This is a genomic window from Enterobacter sp. WI-ESBL-E8 (genome assembly GCF_053364895.1).
The window spans coordinates 2,588,992-2,613,600 of record NZ_JBRWXJ010000001.1; the positions used below are offsets into that span (position 1 = coordinate 2,588,992).

General features: G+C 57.8%; 23 protein-coding genes and 1 pseudogene. 18 read left to right on the forward strand and 6 right to left on the reverse strand.

Translation table 11 applies throughout. The features are described from left to right. The first annotated feature begins 3 nt into the window (after positions 1-3). From ACWHWP_RS12395 to ACWHWP_RS12415, 5 genes are read left to right on the forward strand one after another with little or no spacing between them, the layout of a single operon-like run. Positions 4-948: an ABC transporter permease gene (locus tag ACWHWP_RS12395; protein ID WP_059309997.1), complete on the forward strand. Its 945-nt coding sequence runs from the start codon at positions 4-6 to the stop codon at positions 946-948. Further along, entirely contained in the window at positions 945-1,796 is an 852-nt protein-coding gene (locus ACWHWP_RS12400; protein ID WP_447855712.1) for an ABC transporter permease, read from the forward strand. The genes ACWHWP_RS12395 and ACWHWP_RS12400 overlap by 4 nt, the downstream gene beginning before the upstream one ends. Then, entirely contained in the window at positions 1,793-3,400 is a 1,608-nt protein-coding gene (locus tag ACWHWP_RS12405; RefSeq protein ID WP_447855713.1) for a dipeptide ABC transporter ATP-binding protein, read from the forward strand. The genes ACWHWP_RS12400 and ACWHWP_RS12405 overlap by 4 nt, the downstream gene beginning before the upstream one ends. Next, on the forward strand, positions 3,397-4,386 hold the full coding sequence (locus ACWHWP_RS12410) for a putative FMN-dependent luciferase-like monooxygenase (RefSeq protein WP_447855714.1): 990 nt from the start codon (positions 3,397-3,399) through the stop codon (positions 4,384-4,386). Before ACWHWP_RS12405 ends, ACWHWP_RS12410 begins: the two co-directional genes overlap by 4 nt. Positions 4,387-4,396: 10 nt before the next feature. Then, positions 4,397-5,488 carry an alkylhydroperoxidase domain protein gene (locus ACWHWP_RS12415; protein WP_447855715.1) on the forward strand — a complete coding sequence of 364 codons (1,092 nt, stop codon included), beginning with the start codon at positions 4,397-4,399 and terminating at the stop codon, positions 5,486-5,488. Positions 5,489-5,493: 5 nt separating this feature from the next. Here ACWHWP_RS12415 and araJ read toward each other — a convergent pair whose 3' ends face one another. Continuing rightward, the gene (gene araJ / locus ACWHWP_RS12420; protein WP_447855716.1) at positions 5,494-6,669 is read right to left on the reverse strand and encodes an MFS transporter AraJ; all 1,176 of its coding nucleotides are present in this window, start codon (positions 6,667-6,669) and stop codon (positions 5,494-5,496) included. 120 nt (positions 6,670-6,789) lie between these two features. After that, a complete protein-coding gene (locus tag ACWHWP_RS12425; RefSeq protein ID WP_447855717.1) occupies positions 6,790-7,434 on the reverse strand; it encodes a QnrE family quinolone resistance pentapeptide repeat protein in 645 nt (214 codons plus the stop codon). 179 nt (positions 7,435-7,613) lie between these two features. On the opposite strand from ACWHWP_RS12425, the gene ppk2 reads away from it, so the two are divergent. From ppk2 to ACWHWP_RS12440, 3 genes are all read left to right on the forward strand, one after another. Further along, entirely contained in the window at positions 7,614-8,456 is an 843-nt protein-coding gene (gene ppk2 / locus ACWHWP_RS12430) for a polyphosphate kinase 2 (protein WP_059309992.1), read from the forward strand. A 102-nt stretch (positions 8,457-8,558) separates the two neighbouring features. Continuing rightward, positions 8,559-8,747 (forward strand): type II toxin-antitoxin system CcdA family antitoxin, encoded by a 189-nt coding sequence (locus tag ACWHWP_RS12435; RefSeq protein ID WP_063428246.1) that lies wholly within the window; start codon positions 8,559-8,561, stop codon positions 8,745-8,747. Then, a complete protein-coding gene (locus tag ACWHWP_RS12440; protein ID WP_059309990.1) occupies positions 8,747-9,070 on the forward strand; it encodes a CcdB family protein in 324 nt (107 codons plus the stop codon). The genes ACWHWP_RS12435 and ACWHWP_RS12440 overlap by 1 nt, the downstream gene beginning before the upstream one ends. A 65-nt stretch (positions 9,071-9,135) precedes the next feature. Here the strand turns inward: ACWHWP_RS12440 and fdnI are convergent, their stop codons facing one another. From fdnI to fdnG, 3 genes and pseudogenes are all read right to left on the reverse strand, one after another. Continuing rightward, a complete protein-coding gene (gene fdnI / locus ACWHWP_RS12445; RefSeq protein WP_059309989.1) occupies positions 9,136-9,792 on the reverse strand; it encodes a formate dehydrogenase-N subunit gamma in 657 nt (218 codons plus the stop codon). Further along, positions 9,785-10,669: pseudogene (gene fdxH, locus ACWHWP_RS12450) on the reverse strand (formate dehydrogenase subunit beta). The gene fdnI and the pseudogene fdxH overlap by 8 nt, the downstream one beginning before the upstream one ends. 11 nt (positions 10,670-10,680) lie before the next feature. Next, entirely contained in the window at positions 10,681-13,728 is a 3,048-nt protein-coding gene (gene fdnG, locus ACWHWP_RS12455) for a formate dehydrogenase-N subunit alpha (protein ID WP_447855718.1), read from the reverse strand. A gap of 221 nt (positions 13,729-13,949) precedes the next feature. Here fdnG and yddG point away from each other — a divergent pair, with 221 nt between their 5' ends. The 3 genes from yddG (at position 13,950) to ACWHWP_RS12470 (ending at position 17,049) form a co-directional block, all read left to right on the forward strand. Continuing rightward, the gene (gene yddG / locus ACWHWP_RS12460; protein WP_447855719.1) at positions 13,950-14,828 is read left to right on the forward strand and encodes an aromatic amino acid DMT transporter YddG; all 879 of its coding nucleotides are present in this window, start codon (positions 13,950-13,952) and stop codon (positions 14,826-14,828) included. Between the two features lie 620 nt (positions 14,829-15,448). Further along, positions 15,449-16,531 carry a porin OmpC gene (gene ompC, locus ACWHWP_RS12465; RefSeq protein ID WP_047348410.1) on the forward strand — a complete coding sequence of 361 codons (1,083 nt, stop codon included), beginning with the start codon at positions 15,449-15,451 and terminating at the stop codon, positions 16,529-16,531. A 77-nt stretch (positions 16,532-16,608) separates the two neighbouring features. Beyond that, the gene (locus ACWHWP_RS12470; protein WP_059309986.1) at positions 16,609-17,049 is read left to right on the forward strand and encodes a GFA family protein; all 441 of its coding nucleotides are present in this window, start codon (positions 16,609-16,611) and stop codon (positions 17,047-17,049) included. Here the strand turns inward: ACWHWP_RS12470 and ACWHWP_RS12475 are convergent. Further along, positions 17,039-17,983 (reverse strand): LysR substrate-binding domain-containing protein, encoded by a 945-nt coding sequence (locus ACWHWP_RS12475; RefSeq protein WP_059309985.1) that lies wholly within the window; start codon positions 17,981-17,983, stop codon positions 17,039-17,041. The genes ACWHWP_RS12470 and ACWHWP_RS12475 overlap by 11 nt on opposite strands. A gap of 170 nt (positions 17,984-18,153) precedes the next feature. Here ACWHWP_RS12475 and ACWHWP_RS12480 point away from each other — a divergent pair, with 170 nt between their 5' ends. From ACWHWP_RS12480 to ACWHWP_RS12510, 7 genes are read left to right on the forward strand one after another with little or no spacing between them, the layout of a single operon-like run. Then, entirely contained in the window at positions 18,154-19,104 is a 951-nt protein-coding gene (locus tag ACWHWP_RS12480; RefSeq protein ID WP_059309984.1) for a branched-chain amino acid ABC transporter permease, read from the forward strand. Positions 19,105-19,112: 8 nt separating this feature from the next. Then, on the forward strand, positions 19,113-20,219 hold the full coding sequence (locus ACWHWP_RS12485) for a branched-chain amino acid ABC transporter permease (RefSeq protein WP_447855720.1): 1,107 nt from the start codon (positions 19,113-19,115) through the stop codon (positions 20,217-20,219). Then, positions 20,216-20,983 (forward strand): ABC transporter ATP-binding protein, encoded by a 768-nt coding sequence (locus tag ACWHWP_RS12490; RefSeq protein ID WP_447855721.1) that lies wholly within the window; start codon positions 20,216-20,218, stop codon positions 20,981-20,983. The genes ACWHWP_RS12485 and ACWHWP_RS12490 overlap by 4 nt, the downstream gene beginning before the upstream one ends. Then, the gene (locus tag ACWHWP_RS12495; protein ID WP_047348405.1) at positions 20,976-21,695 is read left to right on the forward strand and encodes an ABC transporter ATP-binding protein; all 720 of its coding nucleotides are present in this window, start codon (positions 20,976-20,978) and stop codon (positions 21,693-21,695) included. Before ACWHWP_RS12490 ends, ACWHWP_RS12495 begins: the two co-directional genes overlap by 8 nt. A gap of 28 nt (positions 21,696-21,723) precedes the next feature. Next, positions 21,724-22,881 (forward strand): branched-chain amino acid ABC transporter substrate-binding protein, encoded by a 1,158-nt coding sequence (locus ACWHWP_RS12500; RefSeq protein ID WP_447855722.1) that lies wholly within the window; start codon positions 21,724-21,726, stop codon positions 22,879-22,881. A 17-nt stretch (positions 22,882-22,898) separates the two neighbouring features. After that, on the forward strand, positions 22,899-23,381 hold the full coding sequence (locus ACWHWP_RS12505; RefSeq protein WP_447855723.1) for an L-2-amino-thiazoline-4-carboxylic acid hydrolase: 483 nt from the start codon (positions 22,899-22,901) through the stop codon (positions 23,379-23,381). Beyond that, entirely contained in the window at positions 23,378-24,604 is a 1,227-nt protein-coding gene (locus ACWHWP_RS12510; protein ID WP_447855724.1) for a Zn-dependent hydrolase, read from the forward strand. The genes ACWHWP_RS12505 and ACWHWP_RS12510 overlap by 4 nt, the downstream gene beginning before the upstream one ends. The last annotated feature ends 5 nt before the right edge of the window (positions 24,605-24,609 follow it).

Genomic DNA, 24,609 nt, shown 5'->3' on the forward strand with positions numbered 1-24,609 from the left:
ACGATGCGCCACGCACTTCTTCAACGTTTTGGGCACGGGCTACTGGTGCTGTGGGCCGCCTTTACCCTCTCGTTCGTGTTGCTCCAGGTGCTGCCGGGCGACGCGGTGCTGATTAAATTTCAGAACCCGGATCTGGGCTTAAGCCCGGCGCAAATCGAGGAGATGCGCGTGGCTTACGGCGCAGACAGCCCGCTGTGGCAGCAGTACGGCCACACGCTGCTGGCGATGCTGCGCGGGGATTTCGGCTATTCGTTACAGGCTGGCGTGCCGGTCAGCGAGCTGATTGCCAGCAACCTGCCGGATACCCTGAGCCTCGCCCTGCCCGCGTTTTTACTCGCGGTCCTGCTGGCGTTTGCGCTGGCCTTTGCGTCGCGGCTGCCGGGTCTGCGCTGGCTGAGCAATACCCTCCAGTCTCTGCCGGTCCTGTTTATCTCGTTACCGACGTTCTGGCTGGGCATTGCCCTGATCCAGCTTTTTTCTTTTCAGCTGCGGCTGATCCCGGTAATTAACCCGACGCCGCTGCAGGGGCTGATCCTGCCGATCGTGACCGTCGCCATCCCGATCTCCGCCCCGCTGGCGCAAATCCTGATGCGCAGCCTGGACCAGGTGGCGACGCAGCCGTTTGTTGCCGTTGCCCGGGCCAAAGGGCTGAGTGAAACCGCCGTCCTGTGGCGTCACGTGACGGGCAACGCCCTGCTGCCGGTGCTGAATATTGCCGGGCTGCTGCTGGGTGAGCTGATTGCCGGAGCGCTGATCACGGAAACCGTTTTTGGCCGCAGCGGGCTCGGGCAACTGACCCAGCAGGCGGTGAATAACCAGGATATCGCCGTGCTTCAGGCGGTGGTGATGATTTCCGCCCTCGGTTTTGTCCTGATCAATCTGCTGGTGGATCTGCTGATGCCGCTGCTGGATCCCCGTCTGCAACCCCTTTCCGGAGGTGCATCATGAGCCTTGTCGATTACGCAGCCGCCGCGCGAAAACGCGTCCCCACCTGGCAGGGTGTCGAATGGCAGCCCGGACTGTGGCTGGCATGGGCGGTAATTATTATCGCTCTCTTTGCCGCCGTGGCGCCCGGCCTGTTAACCCACTACAGCCCGATTGAGGGCATCGCGGGCGCACAGCGCCTGGCGCCGCAGGCCGGCCACTGCCTCGGCACCGATCAGCTTGGCCGCGATGTTTACGCGCGTATCGTTTATGGCGCCTCCCACTCCCTGAGCGCGGCGCTGGCCGCCGTCACGATGGGTCTGCTGGTGGGTACCGGTTTAGGAGTGGTTGCCGGGGCGTTCGCCGGACGCGTCGAGTCTCTGCTGATGCGTTTCGTCGACGTGCTGCTGTCCATCCCGTCTCTGCTGCTCTCGCTGACGGTGATTATTCTGCTCGGCTTTGGCACCGTTAACGCCGCGATTGCCGTGGGCGTAGCCTCGATTGCCAGCTTCGCCCGCCTCGCGCGCGGTGAAGTGGTGCGCATCCGCCATACGGATTATGTCGAAGCGGCGTATGGCAGCGGCGGGACGTTCTTTGCGGTGCTGTGGCGACACATCCTGCCCAACGCCTTAACCGCCGTGCTCGCCTTTGCCACGCTGCAGTTTGGTCAGGCCATCCTGGCGCTCTCCACGCTGAGCTTTCTCGGCTACGGCACCCCGCCGCCCGTGCCGGAATGGGGCTTATTGATTGCCGAAGGCCGTAACTATCTCTCTACCGCCTGGTGGTTAACCACCTTCCCCGGACTGGCCGTTATCGCCGTGGTGCTGGCAACCAACCGTATCAGCCAACAGTTCAGCGGAGGCCTGAAATGACCGTACTCTCGGTAGAAAACCTCACCATCAGCTACCGCACCGCGCGCCAGTGGCGAGAGGTGGTGCATAACGTCAGCTTCACGCTCGGGCGAGGAGAAATGCTGGCGTTTGTCGGCGAGTCCGGCTCAGGCAAAACGACCACGGCGCAGGCGATCATCGGTCTGCTGGCCGATAACGCCCGGCGCGATGCGGGGAAAATCATTCTCAACGGCGAGGAGATAAGCCAGTGGTCCGCTAAGCGTCTCGATACCCTTCGCGGCGCGCGAGTTAGCCTGGTTCCGCAGGATCCGGGTAATTCACTCAACCCGGTAAAAACCATCGGCGCGCAGGTCGGCGAAATTATTCAGCTGCACCAAAAGGTCACGGCTCACCAGCGCGACGAGCAGGTGCTCGCCCTGCTGACAAAGGTCGGCCTGAGCCACCCCGAGCAGCGCATGAAGCAGTACCCGCATCAGCTCTCTGGCGGCATGAAGCAGCGCGTGCTGATTGCCATCGCGATGGCGCTGCGCCCGGACGTCATCATTGCCGATGAGCCCACCAGCGCGCTGGACGTGACGGTGCAAAAACGCATTCTCGACCTGCTGGATATCCTGCGGCGGGAATCGGGAACCGCCGTCCTGTTTGTCACCCACGATCTGGCGCTGGCCGCCGAGCGCGCGGACAGGCTGCTGGTTTTCCGCGATGGCGAAATTCAGGAACAGGGAAATACCGCCGATATCGTCCGCACGCCGCAGCACCCCTACACTCGCCAGCTGCTGAGCGATCTCCAGGGCCAGCGCCTGACCATCGCCCCGGTGGCCGGTCTGCCGCTCGCGTCACCGGCCATTCGCGCCCGCGACATCAGCAAACGGTTCTCGCTGGGCAAAGCCCATCAGCTTCAGGCGCTGGATCGGGTAACGTTTGACGTCAGGCGCGGCAGCACGCATGCGCTGGTCGGTGAATCCGGCTCCGGGAAAACTACCCTCGCCCGTATTTTGCTGGGCTTTGAACAGGCCGACAGCGGGCAGGTCATTATTGACGATATCGACGCCACCACGCTCAGCCGCGAGGCCCGTCGTCAGCTGCGCCAGAAGATCCAGTTTGTCTACCAGAACCCGTTTGCCTCTCTCGACCCGCGTCAGACGCTGTTTGACATTATCGAAGAGCCGCTGAAGAACTTTTCCCGCCTGCGCAAAGCAGAGCGTAAGGTCCGGGTGGAGACGGTCGCGCAGCGGGTTGCCCTGCCCGTCGAGCTCCTGAGCCGCACCGCCCGGGAGCTTTCTGGCGGACAGCGCCAGCGCGTTGCCATCGCCCGGGCGCTGATCCTGGAGCCGACCATTCTGGTGCTGGACGAAGCCACCTCCGCGCTGGACGTCACCGTCCAGGCGCAGATCCTGGCTCTGCTGCAGCAGCTGCAGCAGCAGCTGGGGTTAACCTATCTCTTTATTACGCACGATCTCTCCACAGTTCGCCGGATCGCCCACAGCGTCACGGTGCTGCGCAGCGGTCAGGTGGTCGAGCACGGCGACGTCGGGACCTTATTCGCATCGCCGCAGAACGCCTATACCCGCGAGCTGATTGACGCCATTCCCCATTTTTCACCCGCTACGGAGGAGTTCGCATGACGCGAAAACGCCTGGGGTTTTTCACCCGCCTGCTTGACGACGCTGCGCCGAAGGAGCGCTATCGTCTGGCAACAGAACAGATCCGCCACGCTGAACGCCACGGTTTCGACAGCGCCTGGATTGCGCAGCACCATTTCCACGAAAGCGAAGGCGGGCTGCCGTCGCCGCTGCTGTTTCTGGCGCACGTGGCCGCGCATACCGAAACCATCCGCCTGGGCACGGCTATCATCACCCTGCCGATGGAAAATCCGCTGCGCGTGGCGGAAGATGCCGCGGTGCTCGATTTACTCGCCGATGGACGTCTTGAAGTCGGGCTGGGGTCTGGCGGCACGCCCACCTCATTCCTGCCGTTCGGCCTGACGTTTGAGGCGCGCGCTACCGCGTTTGCCGAGAACCTGCACGTGCTCCAGAGCGCCTGGCGCGGCGATTCGCTCGCCCATCCGGATAACCATTTATACCCACCGGCACCGCAGCTGGCGGACCGCATCTGGATTGCCACCTTCTCCGTAGACGGCGCAGTGCGGGCGGCGCACGCCGGACACGGCTTAATGCTCTCGCGCACGCAGCCGCGCCCCGCGGACCGGCCGGATCTCACGCTCGATGAAATCCAGAACCCGATTGTGGATGCCTACCTTGAGGCGCTGCCGGCGGGCATCGCGCCGCGCATTCTCGCCTCCCGTACCGCGTTCGTCGCCGACAGCGATGACTATGCGCTGAAGGTGGCAACGCCGGGCCTGACGAAGCAGGCACAGCAGCATCGCGCTGCCGGACACGCGGTTAAAGGTGACACCGTCACCGATTATCGCCGCCAGTTTGACGCCCATATCGGTTCACCCGAGACGGTACTGCGTTCACTGTACGCCGATTCCATTCTCAGGCGCGCCACGGATATCTCGTTCCAGGTCCACTCGGTCGAACCCACGCACCGCGACACGCTGCGCTCCATTGAGCTGATTGCCGAACATATCGCCCCCCACATACTTTGAGGAGACACCTATGTCATTAAGTCAGGACATTCTCGCCGAGCTGGCGGAAATTAAACCCGGTTCCCCTCTGGCAGAGGCGCGCGCCGCGCGGGATGCCGCCACGCGTCACGCGCAGGGCAGCTATGAAATCCTCTTCAGCCAGCAGGATGATGATTTTGCACTCGACGAGCGTTTCGCCGTGGCCGCAAAAGTGGCCAGATGGCACAGCGCGGAGGCGCTGGCCGCGCACTACGCGGGGTTTGGCCTGGCCGACCCCACCTCAGACCGCCTGACCCCGGCGCTGAACTTCGCGCGCCTGCTGACGTTCTCGCCCGTTGAAGCCACGCCGACCGCGTTAAAGGCATTGACCCAGGCGGGATGGAGCAAGGAAGGTATCGTTACCCTGGCGCAGCTCATCGCGTTTGTGAGCTTCCAGAGCCGACTGATTGCCGGACTGCGGCTGCTGAACGACAGGCCCGTCGCCGCAAGCGATACGCCGGTGGCCGCGGGCATCTGGCACACGACCGCAACCACGGCCACCGGGAAGGCGGCTCCCGTCGCGTTCACCCAGCAGGAGCTGGGCTGGGAGCCGTGGCTGGCCGCTAAACCGCTGGCGGATTTCCGCGACGATGAGGTTGCCATACTGGCGAAATTTGGTCATACCGATTCCGACTATTTCCGCCTGCTGGGGCGCAATCTGCCGGTGCTTGAACAGCGCACGCTGACCGATAAAGGGATTTTTTATACTCCGGGGGGACTGCCGCGCGCCGAGCGCGAGCTGGCCGCAACGGTCGCCAGTAAAATCAACGGCTGCATCTACTGCGCATCTGTCCATGCGCGTAAAGCCAGCCAACTGTCAAAGGATGACGGCGCGGTAGAGGCGCTTCTGGCGGTGCGTCCGGGGCAATCCCTGAGCGAGGGGCAGTCTGCGCGCTGGCAGGCGGAAATTAACTTTGCGGCAGCGCTGTCGGTTACGCCGCCTGCCGCCACGCCGCTGCACCTTGCCGCACTGGAAAAAGAGGGGCTGGATACCTTAGCGCAGCTTGACCTGGTGCAGTCAGCGGCCTTCTTCGCCTGGGCCAACCGCCTGATGCTGACCCTGGGCGAGCCCTGGCTTGCCTGACCCGATCAGGCTAGCGCGCGAGCGTTAGCCTGATCCTGCCTGACCCGCAGATAACCGTAGATCAGCAGCGCGCTCATGGCCGAGAAAGAGAGTATCGCCGCAGGCAGCGTGACGTAGCTCCAGCTAAAGCCGAGGGTAATCATCATCCCGCCAAAGTATGCGCCAATCGCGCTACCGAGATTAAACGCCATCTGCCCGCCCGCGGCCCCCAGCATCTCACCGCCCTTCGCATTTTGCAGAAGCAGGATTTGCAGCGGCGCAGAGAGCGCGAACAGCCCGGCGCAGCAGATAAAGCCCATCACCAGCGAGGCCGTTTTCAGCTCGCCAAAGGCGAAAAGCAGCAGCAGCGAGGCGACAATCACCATGTCGGTGGTGGCCGCAATGCGCAGCGGGCTAAAGCGGCCCGAGAGCTTACCGCTCAACAGATTGCCCAACACCATGCCAAGGCCCATCAGCATCATGATGATGGTCATCACGCCTTCAGTGAAGCCGGAAACGTTGACCATAAACGGCTTAACGAAGCTGAACCAGGCGAACACGCCGGCGTTGCCAAACATCGTGGCGGCAAAAATCAGCCAGGGTTCTGGTTTCTTCAGAAAATGGAACTGCTCGGTCAATTTAATTTCTGATTTGTCATGGATGTCCGGCACCCAGAGCAGCACTGAAAGGATCACCAGCGCATTGAACACGGCAATCAGGAAAAAGGTATAGCGCCAGCTGAACTGGTGCCCAAGCCAGGTACCCAGTGGAACGCCCACCAGGTTTGCCACCGTCATGCCGGCGATCATCCCGGCCACCGCGACCGTCACCTTCCCCGGTGGCGCAATTTTCGAGAGGATAATCGCCCCGACACCGAAAATTGCGCCGTGTGGGAATCCTGAAATTAAGCGCCCCGCCGCCAGCAAGAGATAGGACGTTGAAAAGGTAAACAGGGCGTTTCCGACGGCGGACATCGCCACCAGAAACAGCAGCGTGGTTTTTAACGAGAGCTTGCCTGAAAACAGCGCCATAATCGGCGCGCCAATCACCACCCCGAAGGCATAAAACGAGATCATATTCCCGGCAGAGGGAATTGAAATGCCGGTGTCATGTGCCAGCTCGGTTAACACTCCCATAATGCCAAATTCAGCCATTCCCAGGCCAAAGGTGCTCAGCGCCAACGAAAAAATTGTCTTTTTCATACTTCAACCACTGGTTAATCACTCGCGACGGGCATTATTGAATAATCTTGTATGGTGAGCCAGTTCAAATCAGCTGGCTGACAGGTTAATCCATTAATTCAGGTAAGGTTGTGAATACCGCTAGCCCAAAACCACGATGCCAAGCCGCTCCATCAGCTGGGCAATCTGATAGCTGTCCAGTTTGACACCCTGCAAATCAATACCGCGCACGTCCAGTTCACCCAGTTCTGAGTTGGTCAGATCGCAGTGGGTAAAATTGGCTGCTCGCCAGTCAAAAGAGGAGAACTCGCCCCCCGACAGATCCGAGCCGCTGAAGGTGGCACCGAGGATTTGCGCACCGTTCCAGCGGTTTTCCCACAGCTCGCATTTTTCCAGAACCACCTTCGAAAAATTGGCATAGCTCAGGTTGCTTTTTGTTATGTAAGCACTGCAAAACCAGGTACGCGTAGTGATCATATTCATAAAACTGGCCCCGCGAAAATCTGCCCCTTGCGCCCTGCATTCACGGATTTCGATGCCTAATGCATTCGAATGCGTGAAATCCGCCATCGATAAATCGCAGCATTTGAAAATGGCATCTTTAAGCTGCGCCCGGGTAAACTTACCGCCCTGCTGGCTTTCCCGGTCATAGAACTGACAGCCAATAAACTCCGTGCTGGTTAAATCCGTGCCTGAAAAGTCGCAATTACGAAAGATTGCATTCTCTATTTTCTCGCCGGTAAAACGAGTACGACCGATTTTTTCGCCCTCAAAAATCAATGTCATTACATCCACCTGTTTATTCATACAGTAGCCTTAACCATTCTAACCCGTTACCTGATGAAGAGAAACACGCTTATCAGACACACATGTGAAAAATTCCCGCGGAGGTTGCAGGCCAGCATTACACTTCAAAGTGTTAGTTCCTTCTAAGCACATCACCCGATCCGGAGATGAGGATTATCATGGGAAACGCAAAGCAGAAGAAAACCAAAGCAGCGACCGTGACCAAAGCGAGCGCAGATAGCGTGGTTAAACCCGTGCTGAAGACCAAAGAGTACGAACAAGAGCTCCGCCGTCTGCACGTGGAACTGGTTAAGCTCCAGCAGTGGGTCGTCGCCAAAGGACTAAAGGTGTGTATCGTCTTTGAAGGACGCGACGGCGCCGGCAAAGGCGGTACCATTAAAGCGATCACCGAACGCGTCAGCCCTCGGGTGTTTCGCGTTGTTGCGCTCCCTGCCCCGACGGATAAAGAAAAAAGCCAGCTCTACTTTCAGCGCTATGTACCGCATCTGCCTTCGGCGGGCGAGATTGTGATCTTCGATCGCAGCTGGTACAACCGCGCGGGCGTGGAGCGGGTAATGGGGTTCTGCACTGAGGAACAGGTTGAGAAATTTTTGGACGGCACGCCGGTCATGGAAAAAGCGATGGTCGATGCCGGCATTATCCTGCTGAAGTACTGGCTGGAAGTGACGCCTAAAGAGCAGGAGCGCCGCCTGCGCGACCGTATTAACGATGGTCGTAAAATCTGGAAGCTTTCGCCGATGGATATTAAATCCTTTAACCTGTGGGACGAGTATACCCGTGCACGCGACGCCATGTTTGAAGCCACCGATACCGCCTGGGCACCGTGGTTTGTGGCGCGTTCAGAAGATAAAAAGCGCGTGCGTCTGAATATTATTTCGCATCTACTTTCGCAGATTCCGTATAAAGAACTGCACGTTGAAAAGGTCGATTTACCGAAGCGTAAAATAGGTAAGGTGAAGCCAACGAAATACCCGTTCCGGTATATTTCAGAAAGGTTTTAATACTACTGGAAGGCGGCTCGCAGAATGTAGATTACCAGGGGAAACGGTATTGTTTTTTGTTGGCTGCGGTTGATAATGACCGCACCAACAAAGGAGGTAAAAATGAAACATACCGCAGAAACAAAGTCGAGCCAGAACATCACATCGCGTAAGCCCTTGAGTCATGGAGAACAATGTCAGGCCAGACGGCGTCAGCCCTCAGAAGAAGATCGTGCATTTATACGGGCAATGAATGAGTTTGTAGAGAAGCATGGAACGATTACTGATGATGATTTTTTCAGGGTGCTTTAATGCTGAGACAATTTAATGTTTATCGTAATACGTCCGCCGCAACTCGGGACAGGCTACCTTACTATATGCTTATTCAGGATGATTGCTTTGACGATCTGGCTACACGCGTAATCGTACCGCTCGCGAGAAACAATAGGCTACCGTTATGGCAGAGCCAGTTGGCTCCTGGCGTTAATATCGATTTTGAAACGTTTCTGATTTATTCGCCAATGATAACGAATATTAATAATCGAAAAATCAGTCCTAAAGACTTTGTTTGTAATTTACGCCACGCACGTCATGACGTTATAGCGGCAATTGATCGTTTATTGACGAACACATGACGTAAGGCCTGCCTGGTAGGCCCGCGCAAGCGCAGCGCCGCCGGGCAAAGCCGACGGCGCAGAGCTCACTTCATTCCTTCCGTACTTTCCCTTTTCGCTTCCAGCCGTTCCACATCACGGTACCAGCGCGGGTGATGTTTCTGCGCCCAGCGACGGCTCACCTTCCCTTCAATCATTCCTTTAATCGAGCCTTTCACCCAGAACGCCATATACATATGGATCAGGATGGCATGAATCAGGATGATGGCCGAGGTCGCGTGGATCAGCAGCGCGTAGCGCACCACCTGGATCGGGAAATAGTGCGCAAAATACGGTCGCCAGATAATCACGCCGGTCACCAGCAGCACAAAAATCATGCTCATGATGGTCCAGAACATCATCTTCTGCCCGGCGTTGTATTTGCCTACCTTCGCGACTTTATGCTCGTTGCCCTTCAGGACTTCAACGATCCCTTTCACCCACGGGATATCCTGTTTGTCCGGGATATTGTGATGAACAAAGCGCACGAACATAAACATCAGCACCACGAAAATCAGCACGCCGAAGAACGGGTGCAGAATTCGCCCCATCTGCGGCGTGCCGAAGGTTTCGGTTAGCCACTGCAGCGTCGGGAAGAAGAACGAAATTCCCGACACCGCCACCAGGAAGAAGCAGATCACGACCGTCCAGTGACAGGCGCGGTCAACGAACTTTGTGCGCACTATCATCTTCGACTTACTCATGATGCTCCTCCTCATCGTCATCCACCTCTTTGTTTGGCCCAATACCGATATAGTGATAAATCAACCCGGCGAAGGTGGCGATAAAGCCCGCCGCAGAGAGTGGTTTGAGAGCCCCTTTCCACAGGTTGATCGAGGTATCGATCGCCGGATCTTTCGGCAGGTTGTGGTACAACTCTGGCTGGTCGTTGTGGTGCAACACATACATGACGTGCGTGCCGCCCACGCCCTGCGGGTTATAGATGCCCGCATTCTCATAGCCGCGCGCTTTCAGCTTATCCACCCGCGCCTGCGCCACGTCCAGCATCTCTTTTTTGGTGCCAAAGTGAATGGCGCCGGTTGGACAGGTCTTCACGCAGGCAGGCTCCTGGCCGACGCTGACGCGATCGACGCACAGAGTGCATTTATATACCCGGTTATCCTCTTTATTGAGGCGCGGGATATTAAACGGACAGCCCGCGATGCAGTAGCCTCAGCCGATGCAGTTGTCCTGCTGGAAGTCGACGATCCCGTTGGCGTACTGAATGATCGCCCCGGCAGACGGGCACGCCTTCAGGCAGCCCGGATCTTCACAGTGCATGCAGCCGTCCTTGCGGATGAGCCACTCCAGCCTGCCGTTCTGCTCGGTTTCGCTAAAGCGCATCACCGTCCAGGATTTGGCGCTCAGATCCGCCGGATTGTCGTAAACCCCAACGCAATGCCCCACTTCGTCGCGAATGTCGTTCCACTCCGAGCAGGCCACCTGGCAGGCCTTGCAGCCCACGCAGGAGGAGACATCAATAAGCTTGGCGACTTCTGCCTTGTAATCCCGCGCGCGAGGCGCGGGGGTAATCGGGTTAGTCGCGGAGCGCTTAATAATGTCTTGTGTTTCCATCGCCATCTAATCGCTCCTTACGCTTTCTCGATGTTGACCAGAAACGCCTTGTACTCAGGCGTTTGCGAGTTGGCGTCGCCAACGTTTGGCGTCAGGGTGTTGGCGATGTAGCCTTTCTGCGCCACCCCCTCAAAGCCCCAGTGCAGCGGGATACCGACGGTTTCCACTTGCTGACCGTGCACGTTCAGGGTTTGCAGACGGCGAGTGACCACCGCCACCGCGCGAATAAACCCGCGCTTGCTGCTCACCTTCACGCGATCGCCGTTGGCAATCCCTTTCGCTTTCGCCAGCGTTTCGCTGATTTCCACAAACTGTTCCGGCTGCGCGATGGCGTTAAGCCGCGCGTGCTTGGTCCAGGTGTGGAAATGCTCGGTCAGGCGGTAGGTCGTCCCCACGTACGGGAATTTGTCCTTTTTGCCTAAGCGCAGCACGTCGTCTTCGTAGATACGCACCACCGGGCTGGAGATAACGTTCGGGTGCAGCGGGTTGGTCCCCAGCGGCGTTTCCATCGGCTCGTAGTGTTCCGGGAACGGCCCTTCCGCCAGCTTGTCGAGGGCAAACAGGCGTCCCAGCCCTTCCGGCTGCATGATAAACGGCCCGGTATTGCTACCCGGCGCGGCGGTGTTGTAGTCCGGGATATCGTTCCCCGTCCACTTCGCCCCGTTCCACTGGATCAGCATGCGCTTCGGATCCCACGGCCTGCCGTTGACGTCCGCAGACGCGCGGTTGTACAGCACGCGGCGGTTCAGCGGCCACGCCCATGCCCAGCCCAGCGTATTGCCGAGCCCGGACGGGTCAGCGTTATCGCGGTTGGCCATCTGGTTACCCTGCTCCGTCCAGCTGCCGGTATAAATCCAGCAGGAAGAGGCCGTAGTCCCGTCATCGCGCAGCAACGCAAAACTGTTCAGCAGTTGGCCTTTCTTCGCCACCAGATTGCCGTTCGCATCGTAGAGATCGGCCAGCGCCACGCCGTTATTTTCCTTCGCTACCTCTTCCGACTCAGGATGATCCGGCTGCTTATAGCTCCAGCTCATCTTCAGCAGCGGCTCAGCGCCTTTGCCGCCTTCGGTGCGGTACATCTCGCGCAGGCGATGGTAAATCCCGGCCAGGATCTCGCCGTCGTTGCGCGCTTCACCCGGTGCGTCCTGACCTTTCCAGTGCCACTGCAGCCAGCGGCCAGAGTTGGCAATGGAGCCGTCCTCTTCCGCGAAGCAGGTGGACGGCAGGCGGAACACTTCGGTCTGAATCGACGCCGGATCGACATCGTTCGATTCCCCGTGGTTTTGCCAGAAGGTGGAGGTCTCGGTCACCAGCGGGTCGATAACGACCATGTACTTCAGCTTGCTCAGGCTGCGAACCACTTTGTTTTTATCCGGGAACGAGGCCACCGGGTTAAAGCCCTGGCAGATGTACCCCGTGACGTTACCCTTATCCATCATGTTGAAATATTTGATAACGTCGTAGGCCTGGTCCCACTTCGGTAACCACTCATAGCCCCAGTCGTTCTCTTTCTGCGCCGCGTCGCCGTAGAAGGATTTCATCAGGCTGACGTAGAACTTCGGATAGTTGCTCCAGTAGTTCACCTGGTCCGGCAGCGTCGCTTTTGGCGTGTTCGCCGCCAGGTACGTTTGCAGATCCGCCTGCTTTTCCGAAGGCAGCGTCAGGTAGCCCGGCAGGCTGGTGGACAGCAGGCCGAGGTCGGTCAGGCCCTGAATGTTGGAGTGACCGCGCAGGGCATTCACGCCGCCGCCTGCCATGCCCATATTGCCGAGCAGCAGCTGGATCATCGCCATGGTGCGGATGTTCTGCGCGCCGACGGTATGCTGCGTCCAGCCCAGCGCGTACAGGAACGTCGTGGTCCTGTCAGCGGCACTGGTAGAGGCCAGCACTTCACACACTTTCAGGAAGTCCGCTTTCGGCGTGCCGCAGATGTTCTCCACCACGTCCGGCGTATAGCGTGACACGTGCTGTTTCAGCAGGTTCCACACGCAGCGCGGATGCGTCAGCGTTTCATCGCGCATCGCGAAGCCGTTCTCATCGAACTGATAGTTCCAGGAGGACTTATCGTACTGGCGCTTTTCGGCGTCATAGCCGCTAAACAGCCCGTCATCGAAGGCAAAATCATCCCGCACCAGCAGGTTCGCGTTGGTGTAATGCTTAACGTATTCCGCGTTAATTTTGTTGTTTTCAATCAGGTACAGCAGTACGCCGGACAGGAACGTAATGTCCGTGCCGGAGCGAATAGGCGCATAGATATCCGCCACCGATGCCGTACGCGTAAAGCGCGGATCGACGACGATAAGCGTCGCATCGTTGTTGTTTTTCGCTTCCATCGCCCAGCGGAACCCCACCGGATGGGCTTCAGCGGCGTTACCGCCCATCACCACCACGACGTTCGCGTTTTTGATATCAACCCAGTGGTTGGTCATCGCACCGCGACCAAATGTTGGAGCAAGACTTGCTACCGTTGGTCCGTGTCAGACGCGTGCCTGGTTATCTACCGCCAGCATGCCGAGAGAGCGCACAAATTTTTGCGTCAGCATGCCGGTTTCATTACTTGCCGCTGAGGCACATAGCATCCCGGTGGAGAGCCAGCGGTTGACCGTCACGCCCTGCGCGTTCTTTTCAATAAAGTTGGCGTCGCGGTCGGCCTTCATTAATTTTGCAATACGGGAGAAGGCCTCATCCCAGGAGATACGCTGCCATTTGTCAGAGCCCGGCGCGCGGTATTCCGGGTAGCGCAGGCGGTTTTCGCTGTGCACGTAGTCCAGCAGACCCGCCCCTTTGGGGCAAAGTGCGCCGCGGCTCACCGGATGATCCGGGTCCCCTTCAATGTGGTAAATCGCTTCTCTGGCGTTCTTCGCGCCATCGCCCAGGCTATACATTAAAAGCCCACAACCCACGGAGCAGTATGTGCAGGTGTTACGGATCTCTTTCGCGCGCAGCAGCTTATAGTTGCGTGCCTGAGCCAGTGCCATTTTGGGCGCAAATCCCAGCATAGCGGCTGTTGTTCCGGCCATACCGCCCGCGCAGATTTTGAAAAATTGTCTGCGGCTGACGTCCATTGTTGTCCTCGTTATCTGATAAGACTTCGTGGCGCAAACTAACAGCAATGCCCCTGTTTTTTTTGCGTCAAATCAAGGTCATCTCCCTTCCCCCCCTTAATAGTCACCTCCGGTACGGTTAAATACCCCTTTTTGATTAACGGCTTAAGAGAATAATTCGCGACAGCGTCAGGATGAATGCGCTACATTTTCCCTCTGATTTTTATTGCAATGGCAACGTCATGGACAGAAAGAGAGCAACGCTTATTGGGCTGGCGGCAATACTGTTATGGAGCACCATGGTCGGCCTTATTCGCAGCGTGAGCGAAGGGCTGGGGCCGGTAGGCGGCGCGGCGATGATATACACCCTCAGCGGATTACTGTGTCTGGTAACAGTAGGATTTCCTGATATCAGGCGGTTTTCGCCCCGGTATCTTATTGCTGGCAGCGTTTTATTTGTCAGCTACGAAATATGCCTGGCGCTGTCGCTGGGCTATGCCGCAACGCGCGCTCAGGCCATTGAAGTCGGTATGGTGAATTACCTCTGGCCAAGCCTGACGATTGTGTTTGCCATTTTGTTCAATGGTCAAAAATCTACCCTGTGGGTGATCCCCGGATTAGCCATCTCGCTGCTGGGCGTCTGCTGGGTATTAGGGGGCGAACAGGGGTTACATCTTGATGAAATCACCCGCAATATCGTGTCCAGTCCGCTGAGCTATGCGCTGGCATTCGCCGGGGCATTTATTTGGGCAGCCTACTGCACCGTAACCAGTAAATTTGCGAAAGGGCAAAACGGTATCACCCTGTTTGTTTTGCTGACAGCGCTGAGTCTGTGGGTGAAATATGCTTTCAGCGATCAGCCCGATATGGTGTTCACGCTTCCGGTGGTGGTAAAACTCGTGATGTGCGGAATCGCCCTTGGGTTTGGTTATGCCGCATGGAATATTGGCATCCTTCACGGTAACGTCACGGTACTGGCTGCCGTATCCTATTTCACCCCGGTCCTCTCAGCCGCACTTGCCGCCGCAGTGCTGAATTCCCCGCTCTCCTTCTCGTTCTGGCAAGGCGCGCTGATGGTCTGCGTCGGGTCGTTGCTCTGCTGGTACGCCACCAGAAAATAATGCCAGTTTTGCTGTCGGGTAATATTTATCCCGACAGCAAAAAATTAACATAAATTTAATATGTGAGCGCACGCCAAAATATTTGTCAGGCCAGTAGAGCGCGTGTTTAGATTCTGTTTATATTAGCGTCCTTTCGTAAATTTCCATTCACTTCCATTGACATAAATTGACACCGGTGCGTGATTAGTTACTTGCGAATACTCACGCTATTAATAGCACAAAGTGCAATAGTGTATTTCTGTTTATTTCATTTAATAGAACGGAAATTCCGTACGTTAAAGGTTTAAAACAAGGCATTACGGCTTAAATAGCCACTCAAGTCCCACCAAAAGAACGAAAATACCGATAATTACCATTTTTTATAAAACCACACCGTAACTATATTACCAGCAATCAATCACGCAAAAAATTGAATGAATATTCATCAATTCACGCCATTTCACCGTCATTTACCCGATCTCGATCACACTAACTGAAATTATTACTAATAATTTGAAACTTATTATTGAAATAGGACTACAAGATTTTTAAAAATAGCATGCCATTGACGATTAGCCTCGTTTAGAAATTGTTCAAAGTGGCTCAGGAAATACCTAAGAAAATTATAAGGAATATTTAAGATGAAACTTAAATTAGTTGCAGTGGCAGTGACTTCCATGTTGGCAGCAGGCGTTGTAAACGCGGCTGAAGTTTATAACAAAGACGGTAACAAGCTGGATCTGTACGGTAAAGTAACAGGTCTGCACTATTTCTCTGATGATACTGATAACGACGGCGACAAAACTTATGTTCGTCTGGGCTTCAAAGGCGAAACTCAGATCAACGATCAGTTGACCGGTTACGGCCAGTGGGAATATGAGTTCAAAGGCAACCGTTCTGAATCCCAGGGCGCTGACGGCAACAAAACCCGTCTGGCATTCGCGGGTCTGAAATTCAACGAATTCGGTTCATTCGACTACGGTCGTAACTACGGTGTTGCTTACGACATCGGCGCGTGGACTGACGTTCTGCCAGAGTTCGGTGGCGATACCTGGACCCAGACTGATGGCTTTATGACTGGCCGTACGACTGGCGTTGCAACCTACCGTAACACCGACTTCTTCGGTCTGGTTGACGGTCTGAACGTTGCCGCTCAGTACCAGGGTAAAAACGATCGTAATGACATCACCGAAGCGAACGGTGACGGCTGGGGTCTGTCTTCTACCTATGAAATGGACGGCTTCGGCGTTGGTGCAACCTACGCGAAATCTGACCGTACTGACCGTCAGGTTGCTGCAGGTCGCGTTGCTAACACCGTTAACGCTGGCGGTGAGAACGCAGAAGTATGGGCTGCTGGCCTGAAATACGATGCGAACAACATCTACCTGGCAACTACCTACTCTGAAACCCGCAACATGACCAACTTCGGTGACGGTTATATCGCGAACAAAGCTCAGAACTTTGAAGTTGTTGCTCAGTACCAGTTCGACTTCGGCCTGCGTCCATCCATCGCTTACCTGAAATCCAAAGGTAAAGACCTGGGTTCATACGGCGACCAGGATCTGGTTGAATACGTTGACGTTGGCGCGAGCTACTACTTCAACAAAAACATGTCTACCTATGTTGATTACAAAATCAACCTGGTTGACGACAACAGCTTCACCAAAGCAACTGGCGTTGCTACCGACAACATCGTAGCTGTAGGCCTGACCTACCAGTTCTAAGATTTGTCACGATAAAAGGCCAGCCCATGTGGCTGGCTTTTTTTATACGGATTTCTGGCGTCAAAAAGGAGTACGCCATGCACATATTCAAAGGACGCTGCTTGTGCGGAATGAGTCAGTTCAGCGTGAGCCTCAACAATTTTGACGTGTACGCATGCCACTGTACGCAATGCCAGAAGTGGTCGGGCGGCATTGCCATGTATCTTGAGCCGCAGGGCGAACCGCTTCTTGAGCAAGACTCCATCGCCCCTTCTCATTTCGCGTCATCGGCGCGCGGTGAACGCTGGTTTTGTCCCGGCTGCGGCTGCCCGCTGTGGTTCAAACTGACCGCAACGTCACGCTATTTCATTCCCTGGACGCTGCTTGAAATGGGCGAAGATGAGCGACGCCGGCTGGTGCTCGCCGCGGAAATTTACACTGAAACCCAACCTGCGTTTTTTGGCCTGACCGGGCAATACGCGCGGTACAGCGGTTCGGAAATTGAAGCGCTGGATAAACAGTGCCTGCTTACGCCGTAAGCGATTCAACGCCTGCCGCCCGACGAAGCCAGTTTTGCAGCAGCTTACCGTCCTCGGTCATCTCTGAATCGGCACGCACGCAGAGGTAATAGTCGCGTCCGTCGTCAATGGGTGAGTCGAATATCTTCACCAGCTCGCCGCTTTCGAGATAAGGCGCGATCAGCGGCTCACGCATCAGCGCGCAGCCCAGACCAGCCTGCACGCCCGCCAGCGTCAACAGCCCGTCTTCAAACAGGGGACCGCTGCGCCGTAGAGAACGTTTTACCCCCTGCAGCTGAAACCACTGCGGCCAGCTGGTACGCTCCTCATCGTGCAGCAGCGGCATTTGCAGCAGTTGCTCAGGGGTGTCGATATGGCCATGCACGCGCAAAAACGCGCGGCTGCACACCGGCACCATCTGCCCGGAAATCAGCTTTTCACTCTGATAGCCCGCCCACTGACCGTTACCAAAACGAATCGACATGTCCGACGCGTCGCTCAAATAGTTACGGTGGTTGGCATACACCACATTGATCTCGGTTTGCGGATTGGCGCGCATAAATGCAGGCAAACGCGGGATAAACCACCCCATGCCAAAAAGCGGTATCAGGCTGATGGTGACCTGGCGCGTTTGCGCCTGCTCCGCCAGATGCTCCGTCGCCTGGCGCAGCACGTTAAACGCCGCGCGGATCGAGCGGTAGTATTCACGCCCGTGCTGGCTCAGAACCAGCCTGCGCCCCTGACGCTCCGTCAGCGGCATTTGCAGATACCCTTCGAGCACCTTGAGCTGATGGCTGACGGCCGACGGAGAGATAGCCAGCTCCTGCGCGGCCAGCGTGACGCTACCCAGCCGGGCGATGGCCTCAAAGGCACGCACGGCGCGAAGCGGCGGATCGTTTGCCAGGCGACTTTCTGCATACGCAGACAGGCCAACTGATTGTTCTGTTTTATTCATATGTTGATTTCTTTAGGCTTTTTACCCAAAAACAGGTTTTCATTATCTTTATATAAATCATAAAGATAAGACAATATTTATTTATCATAAGAAATAATAGATGCGTATTTTACAATTTAATTCATTTATTAGATGGTAGCCGCAGAAAGAGCACTTTGCGGGTACAAACGTTGGATACACTCATACAACAACTGATCAACGGCGTGATGCTGGGAAGCATCTACGCGCTGATCGCGCTGGGCTATACCATGGTGTATGGCATTTTGCGCATTATTAACTTTGCTCACGGCGATATTTTGATGGTCGGCGCGCTCACCACGCTCTCCGTCATTAACGCCCTGAATTCCGCCTTCCCGCTCATGCCGCTGCTGTTGCAGCTCGGCGTTGCCCTGGCGGTGTCGATGGCCGTTTGCGCCCTGCTGGCCATGGCCGTCGAGCGCTTTGCCTACCGCCGCCTGCGCAACGCCCCGCGCCTGGCGCCGCTGATCTCCGGTATCGGCGTTTCGGTCCTGCTGCAAACCGTGGCGATGATTATCTGGACGCGCAACCCGCTGATGTTCCCGCAGATCCTGCCCATGGATCCGATTGCCGTTACGTCGGGAAGTGAAATGCACCCGCCCGCCATCGTGACCGTCACCGGCATTGTCACCGTGGCGCTGGCGCTTGCGGTGATGACCGGGCTGTGGCTGCTGGTGGAATACACGCGCCTGGGTCGCGGTATGCGCGCCGTTGCGGAAAATCCGCGCGTGGCCACGCTGATGGGGGTTAACCCGAACGCCATCATTACCCTGACGTTTGCCATTGGCGGAGCGTTTGCCGCGCTGGCAGGCGTCATGATGGCCAGCAACTACGGCAACGCCAGCTTCTCGATGGGCTTTTTGCCCGGAATCAAAGCCTTCACCGCCGCCGTGCTGGGGGGCATTGGTAACATTCGTGGCGCCATGATTGGCGGGATCCTGCTCGGCATTATCGAAGCGCTGGGCGCGGGCTACCTGGGTGAACTGACCCACGGCGTATTCGGCAGCAATTATCAGGATGTCTTTGCCTTCATCGTGCTGATTCTGGTGCTGGTCTTCCGTCCGGCAGGCCTGCTGGGCGAGCGCGTGGCAAACAGAGCGTAAGGGACACTATGACAACTCTTCAACTCCAGGCTCCGGCAACGACGCGCAAGTTCTGGTCCGGCATGACGTTATTCTGCCTTGCGCTGCTGGTTGCGCCCGTGGTGGCCACGCAGCTTGGCGGCAACTACTGGGTGCGCGTTATCGACTTCGCCCTGCTCTACATCATGCTGGCGCTGGGGCTCAACATTGTGGTCGGCTATACCGGCCTTCTGGACATGGGCTTTATCGCCTTTTACGCGGTCGGTGCTTACCTCGCGGCGCTGATGGCGTCGCCACACCTGCTGGAGGTGTTCCCGATCCTCGGCGTCTGGTTCCCGGACGGACTGCACACCTCTTATCTGCTCATCATTCCGCTGGCCGCGCTCGTGGCGGCCGTCTGCGGCATCTTGCTGGGTGCCCCCACGCTTAAGCTGCGCGGAGATTATCTGGCGATAGTGACCCTCGGCTTTGGGGAGATTATCCGCATCCTGATGCGTAACCTCGATCGTCCGGTGAACATCACCAACGGTGCCAAGGGCATTACCGGGGTAGATACGCTCAGCCTGTTCGGCCTGAAGTTCAGCGGCGTATACCACTGGTTCGGCGTGAAAGTGCCCGCCCTGTGGCTGTGGTACTACCTGCTGATGGTGGTGATTATCGCGATCGTTTTCGTCTGCCTGCGCCTGCAGCATTCCCGTATTGGCCGCGCCTGGCACGCCATCCGTGAAGATGAGGATGTGGCCCGCGCGATGGGCATCAACGTGCGTAACTATAAGCTGCTGGCCTTCGCGATGGGCGCCTCCTTTGGCGGCGTGGCGGGTGCACTTTTCGGCGCGTTTCAGGGCTTTGTCTCCCCGGAATCCTTCACGTTACAGGAATCCATCGCCGTGCTGGCGATGGTGGTGCTGGGCGGTATGGGGCACATTCCGGGCGTGATCCTCGGCGCGGTACTGCTCACCGCCCTGCCGGAACTGCTGCGCAGCCAGGCGGCCCCGGTTCAGCAGGCGCTGTTCGGTTCGGTGCTGGTTGACCCGGAAGTGTTACGTCAGCTGTTCTACGGCCTGGCGCTGGTGCTGGTGATGCTGGTACGTCCTTCCGGCATCTGGCCGGTACGCCACAAGGAGGTGAAGGCATGAGTCTGTTAACCGTACGCCATATGTCAAAACGCTTCGGCGGGCTGACTGCCGTGGATGATGTGTCGATTACCGTAAACAAGGGCGAGATCTACGGGCTGATCGGCCCCAACGGGGCGGGAAAAACCACCTGCTTTAACCTGATCACCGGGCTTTATCCGGCGGACAGCGGCGAGTTTTCGATTGCCGATAAGCCCTATTTCCCGAAGCAGATAGAGAAAGTCACCGCCGCCGGGATTGCCCGCACCTTCCAGAACGTGCGCCTCTTTAACGACATGTCGGTGCTGGAAAACGTGATGGTCGGCAGCCACGTGCGCACTCGCAACGGCCTGTGGGCCGCGCTGAGCCGTCACAAACGCGCCCGCGCGGAAGAGCAGCAGACCCGCGAGCTGGCCTGGCACTGGCTGGACTATACCGGCATTGCGCAGTTCGCCCACTATCGTGCCTGCGATCTGGCCTATGGTCACCAGCGTCGCCTTGAAATCGCACGCGCGCTGGCAACGGATCCGCTCCTGCTGGCGCTGGACGAGCCCGCCGCCGGGATGAACGCGGCGGAAAAGGTGGCGCTCGGCGAGCTGCTCATCCGCATCCGCGATGACGGCAAAACCCTGCTGATGATTGAACATGACGTCAAGCTGGTGATGGGCATCTGCGATCGCCTGACGGTGCTGGATTACGGCAAAACGCTCGCCTGCGGCACGCCGGAAAGCGTGCGTCGCGACCCTTTAGTGATCGCCGCCTGGCTTGGAGGCAACGCCCATGTCTGAATTACTTAAGGTCCAACGTCTGGACGTGCATTACGGCGGCATTCAGGCAGTACGCGACGTCTCCTTTACCCTGCACGAGGGCGAACAGGCTACGCTGATCGGCGCTAACGGCGCGGGAAAAAGCTCCACCGTGCGCGCCATCACCGGGCTGGAAAGCTTCAGCGGCAGTATTGAATTTAACGGTAAAGCGGTACGCAAACACGGCCCTGACGCCCTGCTTCGCGACGGGTTGGTCATGGTCCCGGAGGGCCGCGGGATCTTCTCCCGCATGACGGTACTGGAAAACCTGCAGATGGGCGCCTGGCTCAGGCGTGACACTGTCACGGTTAAGCGCGAAATGAATGCCATTTTCGAGCGCTTCCCGCGTCTGGGCGAGCGCCAGCACCAGCTTGCCGGTCTGCTGTCCGGCGGTGAGCAGCAGCTGCTGGCCCTTAACCGCGCCCTGCTCAGCCAGCCGCGCCTGCTGATCCTCGACGAACCGTCGATGGGCCTCGCCCCGAAGATGGTCGAAAACATTTTTGCCGTTATCGCCGGCCTGCGCGAGCGCGGCGTCGCCCTGCTGCTTATTGAACAAAACGCCCGCCTGGCGCTGGAGGTAACCGACAGCGCGTGGGTAATGGACAGCGGCAGCATCGTTCATCACGGCCAGTCGAAAGCGATGCTCGATGACGACCAGATTGCACAGATTTATTTGGGCGAAATGCCCGTTTAACAACACCAGCCAACATCGGGGAAATACAATGAAAACAGTAAAAATCAGTGCGCTCAGCGCCGCTATTCTGCTCGGTGGTTTTGCCTCAACGTCCTCGTGGGCCGCTGACAGCGAAACCGTGGTTATCGGCCTGGCGGGCCCGCTCACCGGCCCGTCTGCCCGTATCGGTAAAGATCTGGAAAACGGCGCGCAGCTGGCTATCGATGACATCAACAAGCAGCACCCGACCATCGGCGGCAAGGCGGTGACCTTCAGGCTGCAGTCCGAAGACGATCAGTCCGACCCGCGCACCGCCGTGGCCGTTGCGCAGCGTCTGGTCGACAGCGGCGCGGCGGGCGTGGTGGGTCACTGGAACACCGGCACCAGCATTCCTGCCGCCCGCGTTTACCACGATGCGGGCATCGCACAGGTGGCACCGGTCGCGACCGGTCACGCGTATACCCAACAGGGTTTTGACACCAGCTTCCGCGTAATGGGCCACGACGATGACGGCGGCCAGCTCGCCGGCCAGTACGCGGTGAATACCCTGAAGGCCAAACGCATTGCGGTGATCGACGACCGTACCGCCTTTGGTCAGGGTCTGGCGGACCAGTTTATTAAGTCGCTTGAAGCACAGGGCGTGAAGATTGTCGATCGTCAGTACGTGGATGACAAAACGGTCGATTTCAGCGCCGTGCTGACCGCGATTCGCAGTAAAAATGCCGATCTGATCTTCTTCGGCGGCGTCGACAGCCAGGCCGCACCGCTGGCGCGCCGCATCAAACAGCTGGGCATGAATGCCACGCTGATGGGCGCAGGCGGATTCGTCAGCCAGACGTTCCTGCATCTGGCGCAAAAAGAGGGTGAAGGCGTTGTCGCCCTGGAGCCAGGCCTGCCGGTTGACCAGATGCCGGGCGGCAAAGCGTTTGAACAGGCCTATCAGGCCCGCTACCACACCCATATCGAACTGCACGCCCCGTTCGCCTATGACGCCACCCGCGTGCTGGTGGCGGCAATGGAAAAAGCAGACACCGTGGAGCCGTCCGGCTACCTGCCCGCCCTGCGCGCCATCAGCTACTCCGGCGTTACAGGAGAGATCGCGTTTGATAAAGAGGGCAACCTGAAATCACCGTCGTTCACGGTCTACAAGGTTGTCGACGGCAAATGGCAGCCGCAGACCGTGCTGGGCGGCGCAATAGCGAAGTAACGCAGCGAGGCAATGTGATGAGTGATAATAACGAGCTGGGCATTCTCGCCCGCCGCAAAATTGAAGCAGAAATTATTAAGCCAATCTATGAAATCCTGGTGCGCGAGATAGGGAAAACCCGCGCCCAGGCGGTGATTGGCGAGGCCATTGAGCAGGCCGCGATTGACGCTGGCAAAACCTTTGCCAGCAAAGAGCCCAACGGCGCGGACGTCAAAAGCTTCATCGCCCTGCAGTATCTGTGGGAGAAAGATAACGCCCTCGACGTAAAGGTGATCGACGCCGACGACCAGCAGTACAACTACAACGTCACCCGCTGCCGCTACGCGGAGATGTACCACGAGATGGGGCTGGGCGAAATTGGCCACCTGCTCTCCTGCGCGCGCGATGAAAAGTTCATCGTTGGCTATGCGCCGGACGTGAAGCTGACCCGGACCACCACCATCATGCAGGGCGGCGCGTGCTGTGATTTCCGCTACCGCAGCACTAAGGACAAGCCATGATCCGCGTCAACGCCGAACGGCTGTGGTCAACGCTTGAGATGATGGCGCAGATCGGCGGCACGCCCGCCGGAGGCGTGACCCGCCTGGCGCTGAGCGAGGAAGATCGTATTGCGCGTAACCTGCTGCGCGACTGGGCGCAGGAGGCGGGTTTTACCTGCGACGTCGACAGCATGGGCAACATGTTTATCCGTCGCGCGGGGAAAAACCCGGCGCTCGCGCCGGTCATGACCGGCTCGCACGTAGATACCCAGCCGCTGGGCGGTAACTACGACGGGGTTTACGGCGTGCTGGCTGGGCTGGAGCTGCTGCGCACCCTCAATGACCACCGCGTTGAGACGGAACGCGACGTTGTGCTGGTGAACTGGACCAACGAAGAAGGCGCGCGCTTCGCACCAGCCATGCTCGCCTCAGGCGTCTGGGCTGGCCAGCTTACCGAGGCGTTTGCTTACGCCCGGATGGACAGCAAGCGCGTCACGGTCCGCGAGGCCCTTGAAGCGATAGGCTATCGCGGCGACATCCCGGCTCGCGCGTTTCCGGTTCACGCCTGCTACGAGCTGCACATCGAACAGGGCCCTATTCTGGAAGATGAAGGTCTGGATATCGGGCTCGTCCGCGCAGCAATGGGCCAGCGCTGGTTTACCCTGACGCTGGACGGTTTCGCCGCCCATGCCGGAACGACGCCGATGCACAGCCGCCGCGACGCGCTGACCGCCTTCGCCGAGCTGGCGCTGAAGGTGGAAGCGATTGGCTATCGGCATGCTCCAGACGGACGCGCGACGATCGGTATGGCGCAGGTTACGCCGAACTCGCGCAACGTCGTGCCGTCTCGCGTGGTATGCAGCGTGGAGTTTCGCCATCCTTCGCAGGAGGCGCTGATAGCCATGGAAGCGGCGCTGCATAAGGTAGCTGAAAGCCTGAGCCTGCGCGGCGTGGCCGCTGCCGTTGAACGCATTTTTGACTATGCGCCCATCGCGTTTGATGCCGAATGCCTGGCTCGCACGGAGAAGGCCGTGGCGAAGCTGGGCTATTCGTCGAAGCCGATGGTCTCCGGTGCGGGACACGACACCTGCTACATCAGCAAGATTGCGCCTGCCAGCATGATATTTATCCCCTGCGTGAAAGGCATAAGCCATAACGAAGCGGAGAGGATCCTCCCGGAATGGTCGGAGAAAGGGGCGAACGTGTTGTTACACAGCGTTCTCTCCGCGGCCCAGGAGAAATAAGTGCG